This is a genomic window from Ruminococcus sp. 5_1_39BFAA (assembly GCF_964240875.1).
Taxonomy (GTDB): domain Bacteria; phylum Bacillota; class Clostridia; order Lachnospirales; family Lachnospiraceae; genus Blautia_A.
On the sequence record NZ_CAXSVO010000005.1, the window covers coordinates 15,489 to 40,370 of the forward strand.

Genomic DNA, 24,882 nt, shown 5'->3' on the forward strand with positions numbered 1-24,882 from the left:
TGAAAAATGTACAGATATCAGCATAAAATGTTTGAAAAAGAGGCAATTTATATTGCCGGACCAGAGTGCTTTTATACGTATGGTTACGATGCTCTGGGAGCTATGCGTGCCAGGGCACAGTCTCTGGGCTTTGGGGTAACCTTACCGAACGATCATCCTTTGGATATGGAAAATCCGGATAAGCAGAAGCGTGCGGACAGCATTTTTGTCGACCTGGATAAGGTGATGAAGGAAACGACAGTCATAATCGCGGATCTGGAAGCATACAGGGGCGCAGAACCGGACAGCGGCACTATTTACGAGCTGGGAATGGCATATGCAGTGGGTGCCCGCTGCTACGGATACACCCGTGATAAGAGAAGTCTGGGTACAAAAAACCAGCAGGCGTATTTGAAGAATGGCAGGATCTATGACGAGAGAGGCGGTGTGATGCCGTATGCACAGCTTCCTTTTTCGCCGACGATCATCGGTTCCACAAAGATTGTGGAGGGGGACTTTGATGACTGTCTGAAAATGCTGATGGTTGATATTGAGGAAGAATATAAATATAAAGCTGGACGCGGAATGCAGGTGGATCATTCACGGCATGTGACGGAAGACAAGAGAGAAAAACCTTTGATCTATCTGGCTGGGTTTGAAAGATATGATGAGGATGGCGAGGCTGTTTTTGCAAAAATGAAAGAAATCTGCAGACAGCGTGGCTACGATGCAGTATCCCCTCTGGACCAGGCACCCGGCGTGAAAAAGATTGACACAGAGAATCCTTATATCCAGGCAGCCAATCTGTTTGACAACTTCCAGCAGCATGTAAGGAACTGTGATATTATCGTGGCAAACCTGAACGATTACCGCGGCTACGAGGTAAACAATGATGTTGGGTTTGAGTGCGGTATGGGCTATATGCTGGGCAAAAAACTGTATGGATATATGGATAATGCGGATAAACTGATCAACCGGATCCCGCATTTAGGAGAAGAAAAGGAATACCGTGATCAGACGGGAAGTAATGTGGAAAACTTTGATTATCCGGCAAATCTTATGTTCGGAAGCTCCATGAAGATCTTTGAAGGAGACTTTGAGCATATTATTGGAAAAGTGCTGGATGACCTTGAAAAGGAAATTGTTTGATCCTATAATTGGAGAGGAGGAAAGATAATGGGAACACCTCATAATATGGCAAATAAGGGAGATATTGCAGAGAAAGTGCTGCTGCCCGGCGACCCTATGCGGGCAAAGTTTATCGCGGAAAATTTTCTGGAAAACCCTGTATGTTATAATGAAGTCCGGGGCATGTATGGATTCACAGGAACATATAAAGGTGAGCGGGTATCGGTTCAGGGAACCGGCATGGGAATGCCGTCCATGCACATTTACGCCAGCGAGCTGATCCGGGAATACGGCGCCAAAAGACTGATCCGTGTGGGAACCTGCGGCAGTCTGAGGGAAGGGATCGACCTGAAGGATGTGGTGATCGCCATGGCATCCACAACGGATTCCGGCATGAATAAGGACCGTTTTGGAAGTATTTCCTTTGCGCCCACAGCAAGCTTTTCACTGTTAAAGGCTGCCTGGGAAAAGGCAGAGGAGCTGCAGGTAAAAGCAGTGGTAAGCAATATTTTCACCAGTGACAAATTTTATGATGACAGGGGAAATGAGAAGAATGCACTGCTGGCATCCTACGGTGTGGCGGCGGTGGATATGGAGACATGTGAGCTTTATACCCTTGCATTAAAATATGGCGTGGATGCACTGACAATGCTGACGGTAAGCGACAATCTCCTTACAGGAGAGAAGTGTACGGCAGAAGAGCGACAGACTGCTTTTCTGGATATGATCCGGATCGCACTGGAAATTTAATTCCCGCGGGGGCTTTGACTTAGATATCAGGAGGTAGGAAAGAATATGAAAAGGCGTGTTTTTCTCATTGTTCTGGACAGTTATGGGATTGGATATGAGCCGGATGCGGCGGATTTCGGGGATGTGGGAAGCAACACCCTTGGAAGTATTGTGAAGTCGGAATTTTACCATACACCCAATATGAAAAAGCTGGGACTTTTTAACATTGAAGGCGTAAAGGCGGGGGAGAAAGAGGAGTTTCCCCTTGGCTCCTATGGAAGAATGCAGGAAAAGTCAAGAGGAAAGGATACCACAGTCGGGCATTGGGAGATCGCAGGATTGGTTTCAGAGAGCCCTCTGCCTACTTATCCCAATGGTTTTCCAAAGGAAATCCTGGATGAATTCGTGCGGCAGACAGGGAGAGAGGTGCTGTGTAATCTTCCCTATTCCGGCACGGAGGTGATCAAGGATTACGGTGAGGAGCATGTAAAGACAGGGGCGCTCATTGTATATACCTCTGCAGACAGTGTCTTTCAGATTGCGGCCCATGAGGATGTGGTTCCGGTGGAGGAGCTGTATCGGTACTGCAGGATCGCCAGAGAGCTTCTCGTGGGAAAACATGGAGTTGGCAGGGTAATTGCCAGACCCTTTACCGGGGAAGCAGGCGCCTATGTGAGGACACCAAGAAGGCACGATTTCTCCCTGGTGCCGCCTGGAGATACCATGCTGGATGTGCTGGAACGGGCAGGCTTTGATACTATCAGTATTGGAAAAATATATGATATTTTTGCAGGAAAGGGTATTAAAGAAAGCGTTCCCACCAAAGGAAATACAGATGGTATCGGCAGACTTTTTGAGATGCAGAAAAGAGATTTTAACGGACTGTGTTTCCTGAATCTGGTGGATTTTGATATGCTTTACGGGCATAGAAATGACATTGACGGCTATGCAAAGGCGGCTGCGGAATTTGATACGGCGCTGGGTAAATTCATGGCAGAGATGAAGGACGAGGATATCCTGATGATCACTGCGGACCACGGCTGCGACCCTGGCTTTAAGGGAACCGATCATTCCAGGGAATATACCCCCATGCTGATGTACGGAAGGGATGTGCGGGAAGGTGTGGATCTGGGAACAAGACCTTCCTTTAGCGATATCGGACAAACGATTCTGGATATCTTTGGGATAAAGGGAGGTATTCAGGGAGAGAGCTTTTGGGAAAAGGTGAGCAATTAAAGAAGGGGCGTGTCGCACGGGGAATAAAATCCTGCGTATGATACGCCCTTTCAAGACTCTATGAAAGATTTTTTATAAGATACTGTGCATTGTCGTAATCTTTTGAATCTACGAGAATTTCATAAACTGACGAGACATTGGAAAAATTGCCGCCAAAGCTTCTGGAGGACCCCCTTCCGGGTGCTAAAAAATCCTGTTCATGGCTGGTTCGGGTATATTTGTGTTTTATTTTGTTATGATCCAAAATATCCCGGATTTTATTGCACTCAGTTAAGGAAGTGCCAATGTATAGTGTTTTCATAATGAACACCTGCTTTCTCTGTAGAAAAAGAAATATTGAAATTTTACAGCTCCATTATACTAAGCCTAACACATTAAATCAATACAGAAAACAAAAACACGCAGCGCCGCTAAAGCGAATCTGCGTGTTTTGCATTTATTCTGATTTTACAGTAAATTGATACTTGCCTTTTCCATGACCGGAAACTGGTTGGATAAGATTGGCAGCGAGCATTTTTTTTATTAGTTCACCAGCAGAAAAAGAAGAGATTCCCGTTACCAGCATGATTTCCTTTCTGCCAAAGGGATGTAAAAAGCCTATTTTTTCATGGATTTGCAATATTTTATCTTTGGTGGATTGCTTGGCGTTTAAAGACGAAACATAGGTTTGAAACATAGCTTTAGAGGTTTCAAACGTAGGTTTTAACGATTCAAACATAGGTTTCTCTTCAATTTCGGTCGGAGTATGGTAGTTTAGATTATATAATGTTACCCAAAAAGAAAAGGTATCCGAATAAAATCTAGGCTCCAGTTCTGGATGATAATTGATTGCCTGGTGGTAGTCGCCTTTAATTTTTTTGAAACCACTTCCTCTGCGTTCCATGTAGTTCATGCGGTTAAAGATATCAGCAATGATAGGATTACGGCGTTTGGAGGGCACATGGTCAGTGTCAAGGTTTTGTACAAGTGTCCCTGCATACATGCCACCGGGGGAATAGATTTCCATACGGTCATCATAAATGTCAATATGAACTTCACTACCGGTTTCAAGATATCATCAGTTTTTTTCCAACGCTTTTTCGTATTATTTTTGATAAAATCCGTTCCATTTTGGAGAAGCGTTACGAGGCTTCCTCTATATTCTTTGTCATCAATTGCTTCCATAACTCCGGAAGCTTTATCGAGTCCATACCAGTGTGTACAGAACAGACGTGATTGGTAAATGGGAGAATCATCAGCTAATAACGCTCCAGCATTTGTTAATACCTTGTCATCATTCATAAGGCCAAAAGACAAAACAAAATCTTTTCCGTTTTCCTGCTGGATTTTCAGAACAATCTGCGGAATAGGATCCATTTTAGATTTTATTGTTTCACTGATTTTTTCGGCAAAGTTATGTGCGTTATCAAGTCCAATCCATTGTTCATCATCGGATACGCCAAAAATCAATACGCCACCGATTCCATTGGCAAATGCGCTTACACTTTTCAGCCAGCTTTTGGGCCGTTTTTCTTCTAAAGTCAGTTTTTTGTCATATTCAGTAGCTTCTCCGATTAAAGATTTGATATTCAAAGCGGTTCCTCCATTCCTGAATATTATTATATTAACGGGTATTATGGCTGTCAAGGTAAGCATTTGCGATTTGTATTACCCATTATACAACTGATAATATTTCCCCTTCTGCGCGATCAGTTCATCGTGGGAGCCGCGCTCGATGATCCGGCCCTGTTCCAGGACCATGATGCAGTCGCTGTTGCGGACAGTGGAAAGCCTGTGGGCAATGACGAAGGTGGTTCTGCCGCTCATCAGCTTATCCATGCCGTCCTGTACCAGCTTTTCGGTACGGGTGTCGATGGAGCTTGTAGCTTCATCCAGGATCAGCACGGGCGGGTCTGCTACGGCAGCGCGGGCGATGGAGAGAAGCTGTCTCTGGCCCTGGCTTAAGTTGGATCCATTGTTTTTCAGCATAGTATTGTAGCCATCGGGAAGCCTTCTGATAAAGCTGTCTGCATTTGCAAGCTTTGCGGCTGCAATGACCTCTTCGTCAGTGGCGTTCAGGTTGCCGTACCGGATATTCTCCATAACCGTAGCAGTAAAAAGGTTGGTCTCCTGAAGCACGATGCCCATGGAACGCCGCAGGTCAGCTTTCTTGATCTTATTCACATTAATGCCGTCATAGCGGATCTTGCCGTCCTGGATATCGTAGAAACGGTTCAGCAGGTTGGTGATGGTAGTCTTTCCGGCACCGGTAGAACCGACAAAGGCAATCTTCTGACCGGGTGTGGCGTACATTTTTACATCGTGGAGCACAATCTTATCGTCATTGTAGCCGAAATCCACGCCGTCCAGAACCATATCACCCATTAATTCCACATAATCCGTAGTGTTGGTGGCTTTATGGAAATGCTTCCATGCCCAGCGGCCTGTACGCTTTTCGGATTCTGTCAGCCTTCCTCTTTCTTCTGTGACATTTACGAGAGTGACATAGCCGTCGTCTGCCTCCGGCTGCTCATCCAGCAGGTCGAAGATCCGTTTTGCTCCGGCGAGAGCCATAACAATACTGTTAAACTGCTGGGTTACCTGGTTGATAGGCTGGTTAAAGCTCTTATTGAAGGTCAGAAAGCTTGCCAGGCCGCCAAGGGTAAAGCCACCCACGTTGTTGATAGCCAGGACGCCGCCCAGAATGGCACAAAATACATAGCTGAGATTACCGATCTGGGCACAGGTAGGACCCATCACATTGGCGAACTTGTTTGCATTGTTTGCGCTTTCAAAAAGCTGATCGTTCAGCTCATCAAATTTCTTCATGCTCTCTTCTTCATGGCAGAATACCTTTACAACCTTCTGCCCTTCCATCATTTCTTCAATATAACCGTTGACAATACCCAGGTTTTTCTGTTGGGCAAGGAAGTATTTACCGCTTAAGCCTGCAACTCTGCGGCTGGCAGCGAGCATGACAGCTACCATTACAAGTGTAAGGATGGTCAGCGGCACATTCAGCATGATCATGCTTGCCACAACGCTCACAACGGTGATTACACTGGACAGAAGCTGCGGGATGCTCTGGCTGATCATCTGGCGCAAAGTATCGATATCATTGGTGTAGATGGACATGATATCGCCATGGGCATGGGTGTCAAAATATTTTATAGGCAAGGTCTCCATGCGGGCAAACATTTCATTACGGAGATTCCGCAGGGCGCCCTGGCTGACATAGATCATGATCAGGTTATAAACATAGGTAGCAGCCACGCCGACAGCGTAAAAGCAGGCCACTTTTAAAATTGCCATGGCAAGAGGCTGGAAATCAGGAACATCTGTCTGCAAAAGGGGCAGAATGTACTGGTCAATGAGGGTTTTTGTAAACATGGTTCCCTGGACATTTGCCAGAACACTGACGAAAATGCAGACGATAACTGCTGCAATATGGAATTTATAGTCCTTTAGGATGTAGGCAAAAAGTCTGCCCATCATTTTGCCGGGATTCTCGATCATAGGGCCGGTACGCACCAGAGTGCCGCCGCCTCTTCCCTTTGGTCCGCCAGATGATGTATTGGAATTACTCATGCCTGTTCACCTCCCTTATGTTGGTCAAAATCGCCGCCGCCCTTTGTCTGGGAATTATATACTTCCTGATAAATGGCATTGTTTTCAAGCAGCTCCTTATGTGTTCCGAAGCCATTGATCCTGCCGTTCTCCATCACAATGATCCGGTCAGCATTCTGGATACTGGAAATACGCTGTGCAATGATCAGTTTGGTGGTGTCCGGGATCTCTTCGGCAAAAGCACGGCGGATCCGGGCATCCGTGGCAGTATCCACAGCACTGGTGGAATCATCAAGAATCAGTATTTTCGGCTTTTTCAATAAGGCGCGGGCAATGCAAAGCCTCTGCTTCTGACCGCCGGAAACATTGGTTCCGCCCTGTTCGATGTAAGTATTGTATTGCTCCGGCATTTTTTCAATGAATTCATCGGCACAGGCAAGGTGACAGACACGTCTGCATTCCTCCTCCGTAGCCTCCTTGTTTCCCCAGCGGAGGTTTTCCAGGATGGTGCCGGAAAAGAGCACATTTTTCTGAAGCACCACGGCAACCTGGTTGCGGAGCGTTTCCATATGATAGCTGCGCACGTCAATGCCGCCCACCTTTACGGAACCTTCATTTACATCGTAGAGGCGGCTGATCAGGTTTACGAGGCTTGACTTTGCGCTTCCTGTGCCGCCGATAATGCCAATGGTTTCGCCGGATTTAATGGAGAGGCTGATATCCTTCAGAACAGGCTCTTTGCTGTCCTTTTTGTAGCGGAAGGATACGTGGTCAAACACAATGCTGCCGTCCGGAACTTCCATGACCGGGTTTTCCGGGTCAGAAAGATCAGCTGTTTCATTCAGGACTTCTGACACTCGCTCTGCACTTGCAATACTCATGGTAACCATGACAAATACCATTGAGAGCATCATCAGGCTCATAAGAATGTTCATGCAGTAGGTCAGAAGGCTCATAAGCTCGCCGGTAGTAAGGCTGCTTCCCACGATCATTTTTGCACCGATCCAGCTTATTCCAAGAATGCAGGCGTAGACAGTAAGCTGCATCAAAGGCATGTTTACGACTACCAGCTTTTCTGCTTTGATAAACATTTCGTAGACTTTATTGCAGGCCTTCTGGAATTTGCTTGTCTCGTAATCCTCACGGACGTAGGCTTTTACAACACGGATGGCAGTGATGTTTTCCTGTACGCTGGCATTGAGATCATCGTATTTGCGGAATACTGCCTGAAAGTATTTGGTTGCCTTTCGGAGGATACAGAAGAGGCAGATACCCAGGAAGATTACGGCGATCAGATAGACACTTGCCAGCTTTGCGTTGATGATAAAGGCCATAACCATGGCGCAGATCAGGCTGGCTGGTGCACGGGTACACATACGCAGGAGCATCTGGTAGGCGTTCTGCAGATTAGTCACGTCTGTGGTAAGACGGGTGATCAGGCCTGCGGTACTGAATTTATCAATGTTGGAAAAAGAGTAGGTCTGGATGTTGGAATACATGGCCTTGCGCAGATTTCTGGCAAAACCGGTGGACGCAAGGGCACCGTATTTACCGCCCAGGACTCCGGTGACCAGTCCTGCCACAGCAAGGACTGCCATCAATGCACCCATACGGTAAATATAGCCAATGTCTCCGCCTTCCACACCATTGTCGATCATGGAGGCCATGACAAGGGGGATGAGGGTTTCCACGATCACCTCCAGGATCATAAAGACCGGGGTGAGGGCAGAAGCCTTTTTAAACTCCTTAACCTGGCCTAATAGTGTTTTTAACATTAGGACTCTCCTTTCTGTTTTGTATTTTTTTCTATATTTATTTTTACCTGCTCCACGACTTCAAAAAAGGTGTCCAGCTTTTCCTGGGAAATACCATCCCTAAGCAGTAGGTCAAGACGATCGAAATTGTCTATGATCTCCATCTGAAAGGCCGTGGCTTTCTCCGTAAGGACAAGCCGTTTCAGACGGGCGTCCCGGGGAATCGGTTCTCTGGTGATCAGGCCTTTCTTTTCCATTAACTGCAGGATTTCGGAGGCTGTGGAGCGGGCAATATGAAATTCTGCCTCCAGATCCTTTTGGAAAACATCTGTACCGGAATGCCGGAAAAGGTAGCCGATTATCCAGCCCTGCATATGGGTGATCCCGGCCTTTTCGTCCAGTCCGGCGCGGAAAAGGCTTACCATACGGCCTATCATATGATCCAGCATATGTACTTGGTATCCAATGTGTTTGTCTATCATAAGCACCTCATTCATAAGGGGTCTGCGTGGCAGACATGCCATTCGGGCGAAAAGTTCGAACCCGAACTGTTAGGGTACGAACAGATTATATGGAGTTATATAGTATTTGTCAATAGGAAGAATATGTTTTTTATGTGAACATTAGGCTGGGCTTGCGGTTTGAGAGAAGGTTCTATATAATGAGAGAATGAAGAAATTTTTGCGTTTATGTGGAAAGCACTGGCGCGGCCTGGTGCTGGTTTTTATAATTGTATATGTGGTGATCGGGGCGATGATACCCTTTGCAAGACAGAAAACGGTGGGGGAAGAGGAGAATATTTATTCCCGCCAGGATTTTTATGCCCGGGAGGGGAGCGTCAGCGCGGACAGGGCACATGTGGTGGAGGATAATAAAGAAGCCCTGGAGCTTCGTCTCCTCATGCTGAACGAGGCAAAGGAACGGATCATTTTGTCCACCTTTGATTTTCGCCAGGATGAAAGCTCCTGGGATCTGGCTGCTGCTATTTACCAGGCGGCTGAACGAGGGGTACAGATTGAGATTATGGTGGACGGCTTCAGCGGATTGCTGCGCATGGAAGGGAGTCCCTTCTTTTACGCATTGTCCAGCCATCCCTGCATTGAGGTCAGGATCTACAACCCCATTAATCTGCTGACTCCATGGAAATTAAACGGCAGGATGCACGATAAATATGTGATCTGTGATGATAAGGCCATGCTTTTAGGGGGAAGAAATACATTTTCATACTTTCTGGGAGATTACGAGACAGATTCCCGAAGCCATGACAGGGAAGTGATGATCTATAATACGGATTATGAAAAAGGGACGGAGAGCAGTGTGATATCCCAGGTGGAAGAGTATTTTTACAGCATTTGGGACGGACCGTATATGAAAGTGTTCCATGACAGCGAGAGCCTTGCAAAGCGCCGTTCCGTAAAGCTTAAGATTCAGGCGTTGAAGGAGCGGTATGAGGAATTGATAGAGCATTATCCTGCATGTTTTGAGGCTTATTCCTATGAACAGCATACGGTTCCCATTCAAAAGGCTACGCTGATCTCCGGCGAGACCGGTATTTACGGGAAAAAGCCCATTGTGTGGGATACTCTGCAAAAGCTGATGGCAGATGGGTCGGAAAGTGTAGTTTTCCATACGCCGTATGTGGTCATGGATGAGACGATGGCTGAGGGTATGAAGGAAATTTCGGAAAGAGTGTCCGATTTTTCCATGGTGATCAATGCCATAGAAAATGGAGATAATGTGGTGGCATCCAGCGACTATATGCTTCACAAAAAGGAGGTTCTGGACACTGGCGTGAAGCTGTATGAGTTCGACGGGGGAGAATCCACCCACGGAAAGACGATCCTCATCGATGATGATATGTCTGTTATCGGGTCCTATAATCTGGACATGCGGAGCACCTACATGGATACGGAGCTGATGCTTGCCATTCAGGGAGAGGAGTTTTTTCAGGAGTTAAGCGGATATACGGATGAATTCCAGAAGAAATGCCGGATCATTGTGGACGAAGATCATTACGAGCTCCCGGAGGGATTGGTGCCCCAGAGACTGTCTCTGAAGAAAAAGATTATTTACAGCCTGGTCGGGCCACTGATCCAGCCTGTCAGATATGTTGCGTAGTGAAATTATATATATGCTTTTTTGCCTCCGGGTCATAAAAGGCCCGGAGGTTTTTCGGGTACCTTCTAATACTAGCGTATGCTGCGGTGTGCTTTCGTTTTATTCCTTCTGCGGTAGCTGAGCCAGGATGATGGCGGCAAACATGATGAAGCAGCCCAGGATTTCTTTGGCGCTGAGCTTCTGACCCAGGATGATCCAGCCAGCCAGAACGGAAATGCAGGATTCCAGGCTGAGGATCAGGGAAGCCACGGTGGGGTTCATGTTTTTCTGTCCCACGATCTGCAGGGTATACGCTACACCGCAGGACATGACGCCTGCGTAGAGAACGGGCTGCCATGCTGCCAGGATGGAAGACCACTGCGGATGTTCAAAAACCAGAGCCGGGATGCCGGAAAGAACACCGCACACCAGAAACTGGATGCAGGACATCTTTACGCCGTCCACCATTGGTGAAAAATAGTCAATTACCAGGATGTGCAGGGAGAATAACACTGCACAGATCAGCACCAGGATATCGCCCTTTCCGATGGAAAAATCATCGGTGATACAGAGCAGATACAGGCCGATCAGCGCCATGATAACGGCAGCCCAGATGAAGGGACTGCATTTCTTTTTCATAAAGAGTCCAATGATCGGGACGATTACAATATAGCAGGCAGTGATGAATCCTGCTTTTCCCACAGTGGTATATTTGATGCCGAACTGCTGGAAATTGCTTGCCAGGCAAAGGCAGATGCCGCAGGCAATACCGCCCATAACCAGGGTTTTTCGTTCAGCTCGGCGCTCCTGCTCTGTGCGTTTTGCAGGTGCTTTCTGCTTATCCAGAAACCAGATAACCGGCAGCAGTACGATGGAGCCGATGATGGAACGCACGGCGTTAAAAGTAAATCCTCCTACATAGTCCATGCCAACGCTCTGGGCAACAAAAGCAACGCCCCAGATGGTGGCGGTGAGAAGAAGGATCAGAGAATTCTTCAAAGGTATCTGTTGTTTTTTCATAATCTACTTGTATGCCCGCTGTTTCCGGGCATACTCTCCTCGTTTACCAATTATTCTTTTAAATTATGCGGGGCTTTAACGCTCCATCATGCTGATGGATTCGATTCCCACGCTGCCGCCCCGTACCACTTCGATGCGGCCGAATTCCTCTTTGATAAGCTTCACGACAGCGTCATTTTTTGTTGCTGTCTGGACGAATTCCAGAAGAAGGCTGTCCTTTCCATAGTCGATAACCTTTGCTTTGAAGGTTTCCGCGATCTGAAACAGCTCCACCTTATCAGCAGGGGTGCAGTTGAAAACTTTTATATAAAGGATCTCCTTCATTCTCACAAAGATATCTGTAAAATCAATGACCTTGATCACCTCTACCATACGGTTTAACTGCTTTTTGATCTGCTCAAAGGTCTCATCATCGCTGACCGTTGCAATAGTCATTCTGGACACGGTAGGGTCCTCTGTGGTGCCTACCGTAAGGCTGTCCAGATTATAGGACTTTCCGGAAAAAAGCCCGGAAATTTTGGAGAGAACACCAACCTGATTCTCCACATAAAGAGAAATCCATCTTTTTTTCATTCCTTTATCTACAGCCATCTGTTCATCCTCCTAACAATCCATAATCATATCTTCCAGCGTTCCGCCGGGCTTAATCATCGGGTAAACCATTTCCTCCGGGTCAATGATAAATTCAATGAGAGTTGGGGTCTTGGTGTTTGCCTGTGCCTGTTCAAAAGCAGCGGCAATTTGCTCCTTGTCGGTAACACGGATGCCTTTTGCTCCGTAGCTTTCAGCAAGCTTTACGAAATCCGGGGTATATTCCGGGTATTCCTCGCCGTTTGTGCGGCGGGAAAGGGCGCCGGAGCGCATGTTCGTCATGCTGTAGCGTTTTCCGTAGAAAAGCTTCTGCCACTGGCGCACCATGCCCAGATATTCATTGTTGAAGATGCAGACAATAACCGGCAGCTCCTCCAGAACTGCGGTGGCGAATTCCTGAATGTTCATCTGCATACCGCCGTCGCCGGAAATGACGATAACCGGCTTGTCCGGGTTGCCGATCTTTGCGCCGATTCCGCCAGGGAAGCCGTAGCCCATAGTGCCAAGACCGCCGGACATGATAAGCTGCTTTTTCTCCGTGATCTCCGCATACTGGGAAACAAGCATCTGGTGCTGTCCTACGTCCGTGACAATGATCGCCTCGTCAAACTGACGGTTCATCTCATTTAAGATATCAAGAGGTCCAAGCTTGGCAGTCGGGCGCATGGTAAGAGGATGTTCCTCCTTCCAGGCCTGGATTTCCCCAAGCCACTTTTTCGTGGAGCATTCCTCCACATATTCGTTCATTTTTGCCAGGGCTTCACGGGCATCGGCTACGATGGGAATATCTACCTGGATATTACGGGAGATCGATGCCGTGTCGATATCGATATGTATGATCTGTGCATTGGGGGCAAATGCGTGGAGCTTTCCGGTGATCCGGTCGTTGAATCTGGTTCCGATGGAGAAAAGTACATCGCAGTTGCTGACCGCCATATTCGCTGCATAGGAGCCGTGCATACCAAGATTTCCGATAAAAAGCGGATGGTTGGTGGGAATCGCGCCTCGTCCCATAACGGTGGTGACCACGGGAACGTTTGTCTTTTCCACTGCTTCGCGAAAGAGGTCGTTTGCACGGGCGATATTGACGCCGCCGCCAGCCAGAAACAGAGGACGTTTCGCTTTGGAAAGGGTCTTGATGGCGCGTTTGAGCTGACCAATATGGACGCTGGTATTGGGCTTATAGCCGCGGATGTTGACAGTCTTTGGATATTCGGCGCTGCCAAGCTCTGCCATCACGTCTTTGGGAAGGTCAATGAGTACAGGGCCGGGACGTCCTGTGCGGGCAATATAGAAGGCCTCCTTGATAATACGTCCAAGGTCTTCACGTCTGCGGACTGTGACACCGTATTTTGTAATGCTGCGGGTGATGCCTACAATGTCAACCTCCTGGAACGCATCGTTTCCAATGAGGTGGCGCGCTACCTGTCCGGTAAAGCATACCAGCGGAACGCTGTCGTAGTTTGCGGTAGCAAGTCCGGTGACAAGGTTTGTTGCGCCAGGACCGCTTGTTACAAGGCAGACGCCCACTTTTCCGGTGGTTCTTGCATAGGCATCGGCTGCGTGGACAAGCGCCTGCTCGTGGCGGGGCAGGATGACAGTGATATCGTCCTGTTTATACAGTTCATCGCTGATGTCGATGGTGCAGGCCCCGGGATAACCGAAGAGGTATTCTACGCCTTCTTCCTTCAGGGCTTTTACAAGTAATTTGTTTCCTGATATTTGTCTCATTATCAAAACCTCCTTTTTTAATCGGTATGTGGAGCTGTGGCTTGCAGCTCGCATAAAAAAGCCCTAAGCTTCATAAAAAGCTTAGGGCGAAAATTTTCCGCGGTACCACCTAATTTCAGGAGAAGAAAAATCTCCCACTCTGTCAATACAGGAGAATATGAATCTATATCTGCAATTCCCTATATTGCGTCCCTGTAACGTGGAACCTACGTTGAAGCCTACTTGGCGGCTGCCGCCGCGGTTCAGTCCACTGCTCAAGGGCTACTTCCACAGTCCGTTCCCGAAGGCTTTCACCAGCCGCCTCCTCTCTGCGCATCCCAAAACTGTGTACTCCTCCCTGTCACTGCATTTGGCTGTAATAGATGTTGAAACCTATTATAACGGTTTCGGGGGCTGATTGTCAACCGGAGATTCAGGAAAATTGGCTGCTTTCCTTAACCACTGGGAAAGAGATCTGCATCTCAAATCCCTGGTTCCACTCGGAATTTGCATTCAGAGTTACATTTAATTCCCTTGCAATTTCTTTTGCAAGATACAGCCCCATGCCGGTGGCCTTCTTCCTGTTTTCGCCGGAATCGCCTGTAAAGCCCTTTTCAAAAATATAGGGCAGGTCGCAGCTTCGGACACCAACTCCGTTATCCTTGATACTCAATACATAACAGCCATCCCTTTCAAAAGCCGAAAAACACAGCTCCGGATCCTCGCCACAGTACTTTATGGAATTGCTGATAATCTGTCCAAGAAGGAAGGAAAGCCCTCTTCTGTCAGAGTAAACTGTATCTTCGGACAAGGAAAACCGGATCTGAAACTGCTTTTCCTCCAGTAACGGCCTGTAATCTTCCAACAAATCCTTAATGCATGTGCGGATAGGGATATGCTCAAACAGATAATCCTTTCTTGTGCTTTTGACCCGCGCATAGAATAGCATCTGGTCAATGGACTCCTGCATACGGTTTCGGATATGATCCAGCTTAAAACTTACGTCAGGAGATAATTCATCTCTGCGGTTGTCGAGGAGCAATGTCAATAAGGAGAGCGGCGTTTTCGTTTCATGCGCCCACGATTCTACATATTCTTCATAATCGTTTAATTGTGTTTGCAGCTCCGTATAGGCAATTTGTTTGTCGCGCAGGTTTTTACCAAGCTGACGAATGTATTCTCTCTGCACCACGCTGACGGTTTCCAGCAGCAATTCCTCATGATATTCATCCGGATTATAGAGGAAAGCTAAAAATGCCTGTTCCTTCTTTCGTTCCCATTGGATAAGTACACCGCATACCAGGGAGAATAAAAGAACCGTAGCAAGTACGATCACAACCATCATGGCATAAAATGCCTGTACATCAGCAAGCCATAGAAGTAATGCTGCAAATGCATCAATCCCCAGCAAAAGCAAAAGCCATGGAATATATTGCAGGAGTGACTTGATGATACGCTTCATACCGGCTCTCCTTCCGCTGTGAGTTGGTAGCCAATTCCACGGACAGGAACGATCTGCTGGCGCATCATAAGATTTGCCATAGTCTTTTTCAGCCGTGTCAAATTAACCTGAAGCGCATTTTCATCAATAAACTCAGTGGTTCCCCAGATTGCCAAACACAATTCTTCCTTTGAAACGACTTCATCTCCGTGAGTCAGAAACACCTCAAGGATCTTCCCCTGGTTTTTCGGAAGAATGACAGAGCTGTTGTGAATATAAAGCGTGTAGGTCTGCCGGTCCAAAAGGAAGCCTGCTCCCTCCAGCAGATTTGACCGGCCTTCGTAGCGCTTCATCACATTCGAGACACGGGCCAGAAGCCGCTCTTTCCTGCAAGGTTTTGTCAGGTATTCGTCTGCGCCCAAATCCAGCGCATGTAATTCGTCACGGAGCTGGTCACGGGAGGTAAGTACAAGAACAGGGATAGAGCTTTTTTGTTTCACTTCCCGGCAAATCTGGAATCCACTGGTTCCCGGCAAATTCAAATCCAAAAGGATCAGATCGGGGGAAAGCTCCAGAAGCTGTCCCGCCACATCTTCAAACACGCAGATTTCATTGACTTGATATTCTGCCTTGCGCAGCATATCCGATAGCTCTTCCCGCATGAGAGATTCATCTTCTACGATCACAATGCGTTTCACACGGCTTTCCCCCTTTCTTCTTCATGATCTGCCATATTATTCTTCGCGCTCCGGAACCATTAGGGTCAGGAGGTAGTGGTCACTTGTCCGCTTCACGGCCGCGATATAAACATATTCTACCATACAAAGCAACAAAATCATAGCGGCAGAAATGATCATCATTTCGGGCAGGTCGGTTTTCGCTCTGGAGGGCAGAATACCTGTAAGCAGCGCCCGAACTCCAATCAGGCTGCTCAAAGCAGCCACAACCACAGGAAGGCCAAAATACCAGTTGATTTGTTTCCTGGAGGACTTGCAAAGAGTAGAGTACGCAGCGCCTAAATGGACCAGCGTCCGATAGCGGCGGCTGGATTTCTGCTGAGTGATGAGGAATTGTACGCCGATAATGGTATTAGCGATGATCAGGAAGATGATCGCCAGGTAAATGGTGATATAGCTGGCCGCCACCATATAAAACAGTTGCCGCCCCATATTTTGCAGGTAGCTCTCATAATACAAGCCTGCTTCATCCAGCTTCTTATTCATATCAGATATAGCGGACATGAGACTTGCATTTTGCGTTTCGCTTTTTTCCAAAACGCCATTGAGATAAATGTTATATTCACCTTGCGTATAGTATTCAAACACTTCGTCAGGAAGGATTAGCGCAAAGGATAACGTAATGGATCGATCTGTAACCAGTTTTGTTGTTTGTAATTTCCCCTTCAGATAAAGAGTTTTTCCATCCAGATGGGTTTCCGGCCGCGCTTCCAGAATGCTGTTAAGCAGCCTTGTTCTCTCATTGGTCGTAAATTCATTGTCCATATAAACAGCAGCTTCGTCTGCATCCAGTATTAGATTCGGAAGACCGGCAATAGTCAAAAGCTGATTATAGCTGCTAAGCTGAATTAAATACGGATAGGTGTCATATTGGAGATTGTTAAGAAGCACATCCCTGTCCATGGAGGATTCCAATTCACGCAGAGCAGATATAACCGTTTCCATTTGGAAAGCATTGTTGAGGTCTTCAGTAGTACGGATATGCCCAACTTTCATGTCAAACAAATCAGAAAATTGGGTGTCTAACTGGTGATCGCTTAACGTCTGCCGGATTGCCGCCGTATCGTTTCCATCCTCAATCTCCTCAAAGGTATAGTCCAGGACATGCTGTTCGGATTCTCCGTAGAAATGTGAGATCCCTACGCCTGCCCCGAAGCAGCACAGGGCTGCTAAAATGAGAAGAGAACAAATGGCAAGCGTACCAGAACGATGGACAACGGTTTCCTGTATCTGACGGAAGTTAAATACATGGAGTTGACGGTCCTTTTTCCCGGATTTTACCACAAAGCTAATCAGGAATCGGAGGCCCCAAAAGAGTGCGATTGTGCCGAAAACACCAAGAAGGATGGTCAGGCCCATCATCATAAGACCAGACCATGCTTTTCCGTGAATGGCCATAGCATAGGCCGCGGTCAAACAAAGAATCCCAACCAAAAGCGAAAACGCATAGATGATCGCAGGTAGCTGCTTTTTTGCTCCATCCGGCGTATCGACAAGCAGTGAGCCTATTTCCTGTCTGCTGATTTTGACGCTGAGGATCAAAAATGCCGCAAATTTAATCAGGAGGAAGCCTGCGGCTGTCCACAATACGGCTTCCGGAAAAAAGGAGATCTGATGACCAACAATTCCAAGTCCCACCAGCCGGGCGGTGATCAGGCTGATCAGCTCCGACAGCAGAACGGCAATCGGTAATCCGATGAGCAGTGAGACAACGCTGTTGCGGAAATCCTCGGCCAGCAGCATCACAAACAATTTGATGCGCCTCATGCCCATCATCAGATAGATACCAAGCTCATGCCTGCGCCGCTCTAGCTGAAGCTTACTGGCATAGTAAATGAGGAAAAACAGGATGAACAGTGTCATGCCAAAAAAAGCGGGGATCATCGTCAGCAGTCTGTCTACCGCATCGCTTTCCATCTGTGCCAGAAAGATCATCACATCCTGGTTCGGCATCGCCAGAATAATGTAAAAAGCGATGATAGATACCAGCAGAGAACTGAAGAACAGGCCGTTTTCTTTCCGGTTTCTTTTGCTGTTGCGGGAAATTAGCTTAAAGAACATTTGCGCTGCCACCTCCTAACTGCGCCATTACCTTCAAAATCCGGGAATAAAATTCCTGCTGAGATTCGTCAGGGATATTTCGGCGAAGCTCATGGAAGATAACACCATCCTGAATGAACAGGATCCGTTTACAATAGCTGGCCGCATTGGAATCATGCGTTACCATTAAAATCGCAGCATTTGCATTCTGATTCAGCCCGGAAAGCTTTTCCATCAATGCTTTCGCATTTTTTGAATCCAGAGCGCCGGTAGGCTCATCAGCAAGGATGATCCCCGGATTCAGAATCAATGCTCTGGCTGCGGCAATTCTCTGTTTCTGTCCGCCGGACATCTGGGACGGAAATTTATTCAGGACATCCTTCACTTCCAGATAAGACGCAAGCTGTTCCAGCCGCGTATTGCTTTCATTTTCAGGTACACGGTGCAGGGACAGCGGAAGCAGAATGTTTTCGCGACCAGTCAGATTGTCCAGAAGTTCAAAATTTTGGAACAAATAGCCGATCTCTTTTCCCCGATAATCAGCCAGCGCCGATCCTTTCAGCGTCTGTATCTGTTTCCCATTCATCGTGATACTTCCGCTGCTGGGCTGGATCACGGTTGCAATACAATTCAGCAATGTGGATTTTCCTGATCCACTGCTCCCCATAATGCCCAAAAACTCTCCGGGCATTACCTGAAATGTAATACCATCCAATGCCTTTGTCTGGCTTTTTGCTTTGCCATAGTATTTTTTCAAAGATTCAATCTCAAGAATAGGTGTCATTTCAATACCTCCTTTGGTTCTGTCATTATCATAGCACAAGGAGGATCTATATAACACTTACAGTCGATGAAAGGTTTTATGGGAAGTCTGACAATAAAATAAGATACGGCTGCAGACATAGAAAAATGTCTGCAGCCGTTTTGAATGTCAAGGAAAAGCTGCGTCAGAGGCAGATGGCTGCCGGGCGAGCTGCGGATGACAATCACAGGAACACATACTTCAGCACAAACAGCACAGCCAGAACATACATCAGGATACTGATCTTCTTTTTCTTTGCGTTTCCGGTTGCCAGATTGATGATAACGTAGGAGATAACGCCGAGGGAAATGCCCTCAGAGATGCTGTATAAAAACGGCATGGCGATAATGGCAATAAATGCCGGGATCGCTTCCGTCATGTCATCAAAATCGATCTTGGTGACAGAGGTCAGCATCAAAAAGCCAACAACGATCAGCGCCGGGGCTGTGGCAAAGGATGGGATTGCCAGGAAGATGGGGGACAGGAACAGGGACAGGCCGAATAGGATCGCTGCCACAACAGCCGTCAGTCCTGTTCTTCCGCCTTCGGCAACACCGGAAGCACTTTCCACAAAGGTGGTAACCGTGGAGGTACCGCAAATGGCACCGGCAGTTGTTCCGATGGCATCAGACAGCAACGCACCCTTGATCTGGGGCAGGCGTCCGTCCTTATCCAGCATATCCGCCTTGGAAGCAACGCCGATCAGCGTTCCAAGAGTATCAAACATATCCACGAACAGGAAAGCGAACATGATCACCACGAAATCCAGAGAGAATACAATGGAAAAGTCCATTTTCATGAACGTGGGAGCCATGCTGGGGATGGAGATTCCGCTGGAAAAATCCGGGAGCAGGCTGTAAAATCCAGCTTCAGCGTTTGGCGCATATATGCCTGTAAGCTGACAGATGATGCCAAGGCCCCAGGTGATCAGAATACCCCAGAGAATGCCGCCCTTTACATTTTTTACAAGCATGATAGCTGTGATCAGCACGCCCAGCAGCGCCAGGAGCACGGTGATCCCTTCATAGGAGAAGGTACCGGAGGAAACAGAGCTTTTAAAGGAAAAGATGCTTACCAGGGTAGAGTCATTGTTTACTACGATCTTTGCATTCTGCATTCCGATAAAGGCGATAAAAAGTCCGATACCTACGGATACAGCGTGTTTCAGGTTCATGGGAATGGAGTTGAAGATCGCTTCCCGCACATTGGTGAGTGAGAGCAGGATGAAAATAATACCTTCGGCAAACACGGCTGCCAGTGCCTGCTGCCAGGAATAGCCCATTCCCAGGACTACCGTGTAGGCAAAATAAGCATTCAGGCCCATGCCGGGAGCCAGAACAAACGGATAGTTGGAAAGTAACGCCATCAGGCAGGTGGCAATAAAGGATGAAAGGGCAGTTGCGGTAAAGATTGCGCCCCGATCCATGCCTGATGCAGAAAGGATGTTAGGATTTACGGCCAGAATGTACGCCATGGTCATAAAGGTAGTGATACCTGCCATGACCTCGGTCTTTACATCTGTGCGGTGCTCCTTCAGATGAAATAATTTGTCAAGATTCATATTTCTTCCCCCTTTTCTCAGACTCGCATTGAAGAGTCCGTTTATTTCCGCGGGCAATGAGCCAAGCGCGGGTGCTTGCACACGCATTTGGCGAATGCCGCGAGAGTCAAATACCCTGCAGGGTATTTGACGTGATTATATTACCGGAAATATATTTTTCCGTAATATTTCTGGCGTCGGAGAGATAGACAAATCTCTCCAGACGTTCTCTGGCAGTAAGCTGCTGCGGATGGCGCAGATTGCTGTCGTCCAGTACAAGGGCATCAAATTCATAGCCTTTTTCGAAACTTCCCACCTTTCCGAAGAAGGAGCCGCCGCCCAGAGTTGCCATATAAAAGGCTTCTTCCAGGGTCACAGGCTTTAAGGAATCATCCAGAAGCCGCCAGCGCAGCTTGGAGACCTGAATGGCATCCGCCATGGCGCGGAAGATGGATAGAGAAAAACCGCCTGCAATGTCACTGCCAAGACCGATATGGAGTCCTTCGTCCAGATAGCGGCGAACAGGTGCAATGCCGGAAGCAATATCGGTGTTTGACTGGGGGCAGTGGGCAATGTAAACGCCTCTCTCCTTCATCAGCGCGATTTCCTCGTCTGTGGAGTGGACACAGTGTGCCATGATCGTTGGGCAGTCTTCTCCTCCAAACAGACCGAACTGGCTGTAGGCATCCCCGTAAAAACGGCTGGAAGGACAAAGCTCCTGAACCCAGGCAATCTCACTGAAATTTTCAGACAGATGGGACTGGATGGGAAGCTGGTATTCCTTTTGTATCTCGGACAGCCGCCGCATCAGGTCATCGCTGCAGGATGGGATAAAGCGGGGTGTCAGGATGGGCTGGGTATTCTGGTAACGTCCGATGACCTGGGACAGCCATTTTCTGGTGTCTGCCGCGGACGCCTGGGAACTTTCTTCCTGAAGATCCGGGGAGCCGTTCCGATCCATGTTTACCTTGCCAACCATGGTTTTCAGCCCGGTTTCCTCCAGAAGATCCATAAGGAGTACCGTAGCATCTACATGAAGCGTCCCGAAAATACACGCCCGTGTGGTAGCGCTCATTTTCAGATCCTGGGCAAAAATGGAGTAGGCTTTTTGGGCATAATCCGGATCCTTGTATTTGGCCTCCTGGGGAAATGTGATGGTGTTCAGCCATTCCAGAAGCTCCAGATCCATTGCGGTTCCCCGATAGCAGTACTGGGGAGCATGGAGATGCAGGTCCACAAGTCCCGGGGTGATTAGCTTTTCACCCATATCCTTAAGGGGAAGATTCTGGAAGCGTTCCGGCAGTACGGAAAATACACCTGCAGAGATCCCGTTTTCGCAGACCACATAAGCATTATCCATAATGGAGAGAGTATCCGGGCTTTGGCTGTGACAAATGGTGCCTTTTAGTACGAATGATCGTTCATTCATGTTTTCACCTTCCTTTCAGTGTCGAAGAGGACAAAGGGCGAAAAAAAGCTACCATTAATAGATACACCTATGCCCTGTACTTCTGTAGGAACTTATAGACAACTATTAAGGTAGTTGGTAGAAACGTCCAACCAATTATGGACTTATATAAGCAGTTTCACGCTTGTTATTTATTTATATGATTATTATAGAAGAAATAGAGTTTTATGTCAATTTATTTTTGAATAATTAAGATAATAGGGCGGGGCGCTGTAAACGGAGCAGCGGTCAATAAAATTTAGGTCATTAATCTGACATTTTTATAAAGGATATGATTTTTCTTTGAAAAGGTTTCCTGTAACATGGAGGCATCCTTTATACACAGGAGGGGAATACATGGAAAAAATAAAATTCTTGGATGAGAGCGGAGCCTTTTCAATTAAAAGTCCGGAAAATTACAGTGCGCTCTATTTTCCTATTGCGAGTGAAAAAGGGCTGAAAAGCGCAGTGACGCCAAATCTGGGCGGTGACAGTAAGCTTGACCAGGAGACCTTTCTGCTGGAGCCAGTGAGTGTGGAGAACCTGCACAATAACCGTTCCACAAGGAATTTCTGGTGCAATGTGGAAAATGTGGGATGCTGGTCCGTAACAGGTGCATCCGCGGAGGAAGAAAATAAAAAGTTTACGGATGAGCAGGATAGCAGTGAACTGACAGCAGGGCTTATGTGGCATACCGTAAGAAGGACTTCACGGAAATATAAGCTGGAATCTGAAGCAACCTTGTTTGTTCCGGCTGAGGAAAATGTGGAGATCATGTATGTAAAGATCCGAAACACAGCCGGGGTATCGCAAAAGGTAACTCCCATTGCTGCTGTGCCTATTTATGGAAGAAGTGCGGACAATATCCGTGATCATAGGAACGTTACTTCCATGCTTCACAGAATACGAACGGAAAAATACGGTGTTCTGGTGAAGCCTACCATGTCCTTTGATGAGAAGGGACACAGAAGAAATCATCAGATTTATTTCGTGGAAGGAATCACCGGAAACGGAAAAGCTCCGGTTTCCTTCTATCCTACGGCAGAGTCTTTTATAGGAGAAGGTGGGACCTTTACCCACCCCAGAGCAGTTTATATGGACATGCCGGGAGTCCCGGCGAAAACGGAAGCAGCAGGAAAAGAGGCGATGGGCGGGATTCGTTTTGAAACAATCGTCCTTGATCCGGAGGAGACAGCGGAATATCTGATCTTTGCAGGGACCGCGGAGGAGGAAGAACAGGTGGAGCGGGTTATTTCGCTCTATGGCTCTCACGGTAAAGCAGTGCAGGCGCTGGAGGCTGTGAAGAAATACTGGCAGGAAAAAGTGAATGTGTCCTACCATACAGGAGACAGCCGATTTGATCTTTTTATGCGTTGGGTAAGCTTTCAGCCTTTGCTAAGAAGGCTTTACGGGTGTTCTTTCCTGCCCCATCATGATTACGGAAGAGGCGGCAGAGGATGGAGAGATCTCTGGCAGGATTGCCTATCTCTTCTTTTGATGGATCCGGGGGATGTACGGAAAATGATTCTGGACAACTATGGCGGTGTGAGGATCGACGGAACCAACGCTACGATCATCGGCAGCAGGCAGGGAACCTTTTTGGCAGACAGAAACGGAATCAGCCGCGTCTGGATGGATCATGCAGTGTGGCCGCTTATGACCACAAAGCTTTACATAGACCAGACAGGAGATATCGGGATTTTGACAGAAAGAGTGGCATATTTTAAGGATCCTCAGTCCATGCGGGGTACGGATACGGACAATGAATGGAACGAAGAGTACGGAATGCAGCAGAAAACGGCGGATGGCAGTATTTATTGCGGCTCTGTTCTGGAGCATCTTCTGATCGAGCATCTCAGTGCGTTTTATGAGGTTGGGGATCACAATATCATGCGTTTGCGGGGAGCTGACTGGAATGATGCGCTGGATATGGCGCCGCATCACGGCGAGAGTGTGGCGTTTACCTGCGCTTACGCAGGAAATTTCAAGGAGCTTGCACACTGCCTTGCCCTTCTGCGCGATAACATGGCATGTACGGAGATTGCGCTTATGGAAGAGATTGCGGTTCTTCTAAAGGATGAGCCAGAGATGTATGAGGATATTCAGACAAAACATGAGACTTTGAGAGAGTATCTGAAAGCCTGCAGACACCATATAAGCGGAAAAACGATACTGGTTCCGGTAGACAAGGTGATTGAAAACCTGAACCACAAAGCGGACTGGATGATGGAGCATATCCGTAAACAGGAATGGATCAACGGAGAAGACGGTGAAGGTTGGTTTAACAGCTACTATGATGACCACAAAAATGCGGTGGAAGGATTTTTTGAAAACGGGGTCAGGATGATGCTGACTGGTCAGGTGTTTGCAGTGATGAGCGGTACGGCAACAGAAGAGCAGACTGCTGAAATATGCAAAAGTGCAGACCACTATCTGTATGATCCGGAGGTTGGCGGTTATCGTTTGAATACGGACTTCCATGAGCTGAAATTTGATATGGGAAGAATGTTTGGATTTGCATATGGAGAAAAGGAAAACGGAGCCGTCTTTTCCCATATGGCTATCATGTATGCAAATGCACTTTATAAGAGAGGATTTGTAAAAGAAGGCTATCAAGCATTGAGAACTCTGGCAGATACGGCGCTTGATTTTGAGACCAGCAGGATTTATCCGGGAATTCCCGAATATTTTAACCGTGAGGGAAGAGGAATGTATCACTATCTCACAGGCGCCGCAAGCTGGTATATGATGACCATGATCACGGAAGTGTTCGGGGTACACGGAAAAGCTGGCAGCCTGGCAGTGCGGCCAAGGCTGATGAAATCCCAGTTTGATGCTGTGGGAAAAGCAGGTATCAGGCTTACATTTGCAGGAAAGAAATTTGAGATCCTTTATCACAATGAAGGTGCACTGGAATATGGGGAATACCGTATTGGCAGTGCGAAATGTGACGGAGTTCCTATGCAGAACACGGATCGCGGAGCAGTTATGGACAGAGCGGCTGTAGAGGCGTTGGGAGACGGCGAACATCAGATTCAGGTGGCTCTTGTTCCGCGAGATATGGCGGCAGAGTAATAGACAGAGA

19 protein-coding genes, 1 riboswitch and 1 other annotated feature are annotated in these 24,882 nt (G+C 47.5%); of the genes, 5 read left to right on the plus strand and 14 right to left on the minus strand.

All coding sequences use genetic code 11. The annotated features are described in order from the left end of the window. Nucleotides 1-6 precede the first annotated feature (6 nt). The 3 genes from ACESZH_RS08260 to ACESZH_RS08270 are packed head-to-tail and all read left to right on the plus strand — an operon-like array spanning nt 7 to nt 3,072. Nucleotides 7-1,128 carry a nucleoside 2-deoxyribosyltransferase gene (locus ACESZH_RS08260; protein WP_373214468.1) on the plus strand — a complete coding sequence of 374 codons (1,122 nt, stop codon included), beginning with the start codon at nt 7-9 and terminating at the stop codon, nt 1,126-1,128. Between the two features lie 27 nt (nt 1,129-1,155). Continuing rightward, a complete protein-coding gene (deoD, locus tag ACESZH_RS08265) occupies nt 1,156-1,857 on the plus strand; it encodes a purine-nucleoside phosphorylase (protein ID WP_373214465.1) in 702 nt (233 codons plus the stop codon). A gap of 45 nt (nt 1,858-1,902) precedes the next feature. Continuing rightward, nucleotides 1,903-3,072: a phosphopentomutase gene (locus tag ACESZH_RS08270; RefSeq protein WP_373214463.1), complete on the plus strand. Its 1,170-nt coding sequence runs from the start codon at nt 1,903-1,905 to the stop codon at nt 3,070-3,072. 436 nt (nt 3,073-3,508) lie between these two features. Here the strand turns inward: ACESZH_RS08270 and ACESZH_RS08275 are convergent, their stop codons facing one another. The 5 genes from ACESZH_RS08275 to ACESZH_RS08295 all read right to left on the minus strand — a co-directional run bounded on the left by ACESZH_RS08275 (nt 3,509) and on the right by ACESZH_RS08295 (nt 8,854). After that, a complete protein-coding gene (locus ACESZH_RS08275; RefSeq protein WP_373219878.1) occupies nt 3,509-4,078 on the minus strand; it encodes an ATP-binding protein in 570 nt (189 codons plus the stop codon). Further along, the gene (locus ACESZH_RS08280; protein ID WP_373214461.1) at nt 3,961-4,644 is read right to left on the minus strand and encodes a helix-turn-helix domain-containing protein; all 684 of its coding nucleotides are present in this window, start codon (nt 4,642-4,644) and stop codon (nt 3,961-3,963) included. The genes ACESZH_RS08275 and ACESZH_RS08280 overlap by 118 nt, the downstream gene beginning before the upstream one ends. A 75-nt stretch (nt 4,645-4,719) precedes the next feature. Continuing rightward, complete coding sequence (locus ACESZH_RS08285; protein WP_373214458.1) at nt 4,720-6,639, minus strand: ABC transporter ATP-binding protein; 1,920 nt, start codon at nt 6,637-6,639, stop codon at nt 4,720-4,722. After that, complete coding sequence (locus ACESZH_RS08290; protein WP_373214457.1) at nt 6,636-8,393, minus strand: ABC transporter ATP-binding protein; 1,758 nt, start codon at nt 8,391-8,393, stop codon at nt 6,636-6,638. Before ACESZH_RS08290 ends, ACESZH_RS08285 begins: the two co-directional genes overlap by 4 nt. Continuing rightward, nucleotides 8,393-8,854: a MarR family winged helix-turn-helix transcriptional regulator gene (locus ACESZH_RS08295; RefSeq protein ID WP_373214455.1), complete on the minus strand. Its 462-nt coding sequence runs from the start codon at nt 8,852-8,854 to the stop codon at nt 8,393-8,395. Before ACESZH_RS08295 ends, ACESZH_RS08290 begins: the two co-directional genes overlap by 1 nt. A 187-nt stretch (nt 8,855-9,041) precedes the next feature. Here ACESZH_RS08295 and ACESZH_RS08300 point away from each other — a divergent pair, with 187 nt between their 5' ends. Further along, on the plus strand, nt 9,042-10,490 hold the full coding sequence (locus ACESZH_RS08300; protein ID WP_373214453.1) for a phosphatidylserine/phosphatidylglycerophosphate/cardiolipin synthase family protein: 1,449 nt from the start codon (nt 9,042-9,044) through the stop codon (nt 10,488-10,490). 99 nt (nt 10,491-10,589) lie between these two features. Here the strand turns inward: ACESZH_RS08300 and ACESZH_RS08305 are convergent, their stop codons facing one another. The 9 genes from ACESZH_RS08305 to ACESZH_RS08345 form a co-directional block, all read right to left on the minus strand. Beyond that, nucleotides 10,590-11,489, minus strand: coding sequence for a DMT family transporter (locus ACESZH_RS08305; RefSeq protein ID WP_373214452.1), 900 nt, complete (start codon nt 11,487-11,489; stop codon nt 10,590-10,592). Between the two features lie 75 nt (nt 11,490-11,564). After that, nucleotides 11,565-12,062, minus strand: a complete 498-nt coding sequence (ilvN, locus tag ACESZH_RS08310) for an acetolactate synthase small subunit (protein ID WP_373214500.1) — start codon at nt 12,060-12,062, stop codon at nt 11,565-11,567. Nucleotides 12,063-12,092: 30 nt separating this feature from the next. Then, the gene (ilvB, locus tag ACESZH_RS08315) at nt 12,093-13,811 is read right to left on the minus strand and encodes a biosynthetic-type acetolactate synthase large subunit (protein ID WP_373214449.1); all 1,719 of its coding nucleotides are present in this window, start codon (nt 13,809-13,811) and stop codon (nt 12,093-12,095) included. A 79-nt stretch (nt 13,812-13,890) separates the two neighbouring features. Continuing rightward, nucleotides 13,891-14,164: a binding site (T-box leader), on the minus strand. Nucleotides 14,165-14,223: 59 nt separating this feature from the next. Continuing rightward, a complete protein-coding gene (locus ACESZH_RS08320; protein ID WP_373214447.1) occupies nt 14,224-15,252 on the minus strand; it encodes a sensor histidine kinase in 1,029 nt (342 codons plus the stop codon). After that, a complete protein-coding gene (locus ACESZH_RS08325) occupies nt 15,249-15,929 on the minus strand; it encodes a response regulator transcription factor (protein ID WP_373214445.1) in 681 nt (226 codons plus the stop codon). The genes ACESZH_RS08320 and ACESZH_RS08325 overlap by 4 nt, the downstream gene beginning before the upstream one ends. Before the next feature lie 36 nt (nt 15,930-15,965). Beyond that, a complete protein-coding gene (locus ACESZH_RS08330; RefSeq protein WP_373214442.1) occupies nt 15,966-18,029 on the minus strand; it encodes an FtsX-like permease family protein in 2,064 nt (687 codons plus the stop codon). Beyond that, nucleotides 18,019-18,792, minus strand: a complete 774-nt coding sequence (locus ACESZH_RS08335; protein ID WP_373214439.1) for an ABC transporter ATP-binding protein — start codon at nt 18,790-18,792, stop codon at nt 18,019-18,021. Before ACESZH_RS08335 ends, ACESZH_RS08330 begins: the two co-directional genes overlap by 11 nt. 202 nt (nt 18,793-18,994) lie before the next feature. Then, the gene (locus ACESZH_RS08340; RefSeq protein ID WP_373214437.1) at nt 18,995-20,371 is read right to left on the minus strand and encodes an NCS2 family permease; all 1,377 of its coding nucleotides are present in this window, start codon (nt 20,369-20,371) and stop codon (nt 18,995-18,997) included. A gap of 106 nt (nt 20,372-20,477) precedes the next feature. After that, entirely contained in the window at nt 20,478-21,779 is a 1,302-nt protein-coding gene (locus ACESZH_RS08345) for an amidohydrolase family protein (protein ID WP_373214435.1), read from the minus strand. 75 nt (nt 21,780-21,854) lie between these two features. After that, nucleotides 21,855-21,950: riboswitch (purine riboswitch) on the minus strand. A 204-nt stretch (nt 21,951-22,154) separates the two neighbouring features. On the opposite strand from ACESZH_RS08345, the gene ACESZH_RS08350 reads away from it, so the two are divergent. Then, nucleotides 22,155-24,872 carry a GH36-type glycosyl hydrolase domain-containing protein gene (locus tag ACESZH_RS08350; RefSeq protein WP_373214433.1) on the plus strand — a complete coding sequence of 906 codons (2,718 nt, stop codon included), beginning with the start codon at nt 22,155-22,157 and terminating at the stop codon, nt 24,870-24,872. The last annotated feature ends 10 nt before the right edge of the window (nt 24,873-24,882 follow it).

Excerpts from the sequence above, each read along its gene's own strand:
- ACESZH_RS08260 (WP_373214468.1), top strand. The coding sequence starts at position 7 with ATGTACAGATATCAGCATAAAATGTTTGAAAAAGAGGCAATTTATATT.
- deoD (WP_373214465.1), top strand. The coding sequence starts at position 1,156 with ATGGGAACACCTCATAATATGGCAAATAAGGGAGATATTGCAGAGAAA.
- ACESZH_RS08270 (WP_373214463.1), top strand. The coding sequence starts at position 1,903 with ATGAAAAGGCGTGTTTTTCTCATTGTTCTGGACAGTTATGGGATTGGA.
- ACESZH_RS08275 (WP_373219878.1), bottom strand. The coding sequence starts at position 4,078 with ATGGAAATCTATTCCCCCGGTGGCATGTATGCAGGGACACTTGTACAA.
- ACESZH_RS08285 (WP_373214458.1), bottom strand. The coding sequence starts at position 6,639 with ATGAGTAATTCCAATACATCATCTGGCGGACCAAAGGGAAGAGGCGGC.
- ACESZH_RS08290 (WP_373214457.1), bottom strand. The coding sequence starts at position 8,393 with ATGTTAAAAACACTATTAGGCCAGGTTAAGGAGTTTAAAAAGGCTTCT.
- ACESZH_RS08295 (WP_373214455.1), bottom strand. The coding sequence starts at position 8,854 with ATGATAGACAAACACATTGGATACCAAGTACATATGCTGGATCATATG.
- ACESZH_RS08300 (WP_373214453.1), top strand. The coding sequence starts at position 9,042 with ATGAAGAAATTTTTGCGTTTATGTGGAAAGCACTGGCGCGGCCTGGTG.
- ACESZH_RS08305 (WP_373214452.1), bottom strand. The coding sequence starts at position 11,489 with ATGAAAAAACAACAGATACCTTTGAAGAATTCTCTGATCCTTCTTCTC.
- ilvN (WP_373214500.1), bottom strand. The coding sequence starts at position 12,062 with ATGAAAAAAAGATGGATTTCTCTTTATGTGGAGAATCAGGTTGGTGTT.
- ilvB (WP_373214449.1), bottom strand. The coding sequence starts at position 13,811 with ATGAGACAAATATCAGGAAACAAATTACTTGTAAAAGCCCTGAAGGAA.
- ACESZH_RS08320 (WP_373214447.1), bottom strand. The coding sequence starts at position 15,252 with ATGAAGCGTATCATCAAGTCACTCCTGCAATATATTCCATGGCTTTTG.
- ACESZH_RS08330 (WP_373214442.1), bottom strand. The coding sequence starts at position 18,029 with ATGTTCTTTAAGCTAATTTCCCGCAACAGCAAAAGAAACCGGAAAGAA.
- ACESZH_RS08335 (WP_373214439.1), bottom strand. The coding sequence starts at position 18,792 with ATGACACCTATTCTTGAGATTGAATCTTTGAAAAAATACTATGGCAAA.
- ACESZH_RS08340 (WP_373214437.1), bottom strand. The coding sequence starts at position 20,371 with ATGAATCTTGACAAATTATTTCATCTGAAGGAGCACCGCACAGATGTA.
- ACESZH_RS08345 (WP_373214435.1), bottom strand. The coding sequence starts at position 21,779 with ATGAATGAACGATCATTCGTACTAAAAGGCACCATTTGTCACAGCCAA.
- ACESZH_RS08350 (WP_373214433.1), top strand. The coding sequence starts at position 22,155 with ATGGAAAAAATAAAATTCTTGGATGAGAGCGGAGCCTTTTCAATTAAA.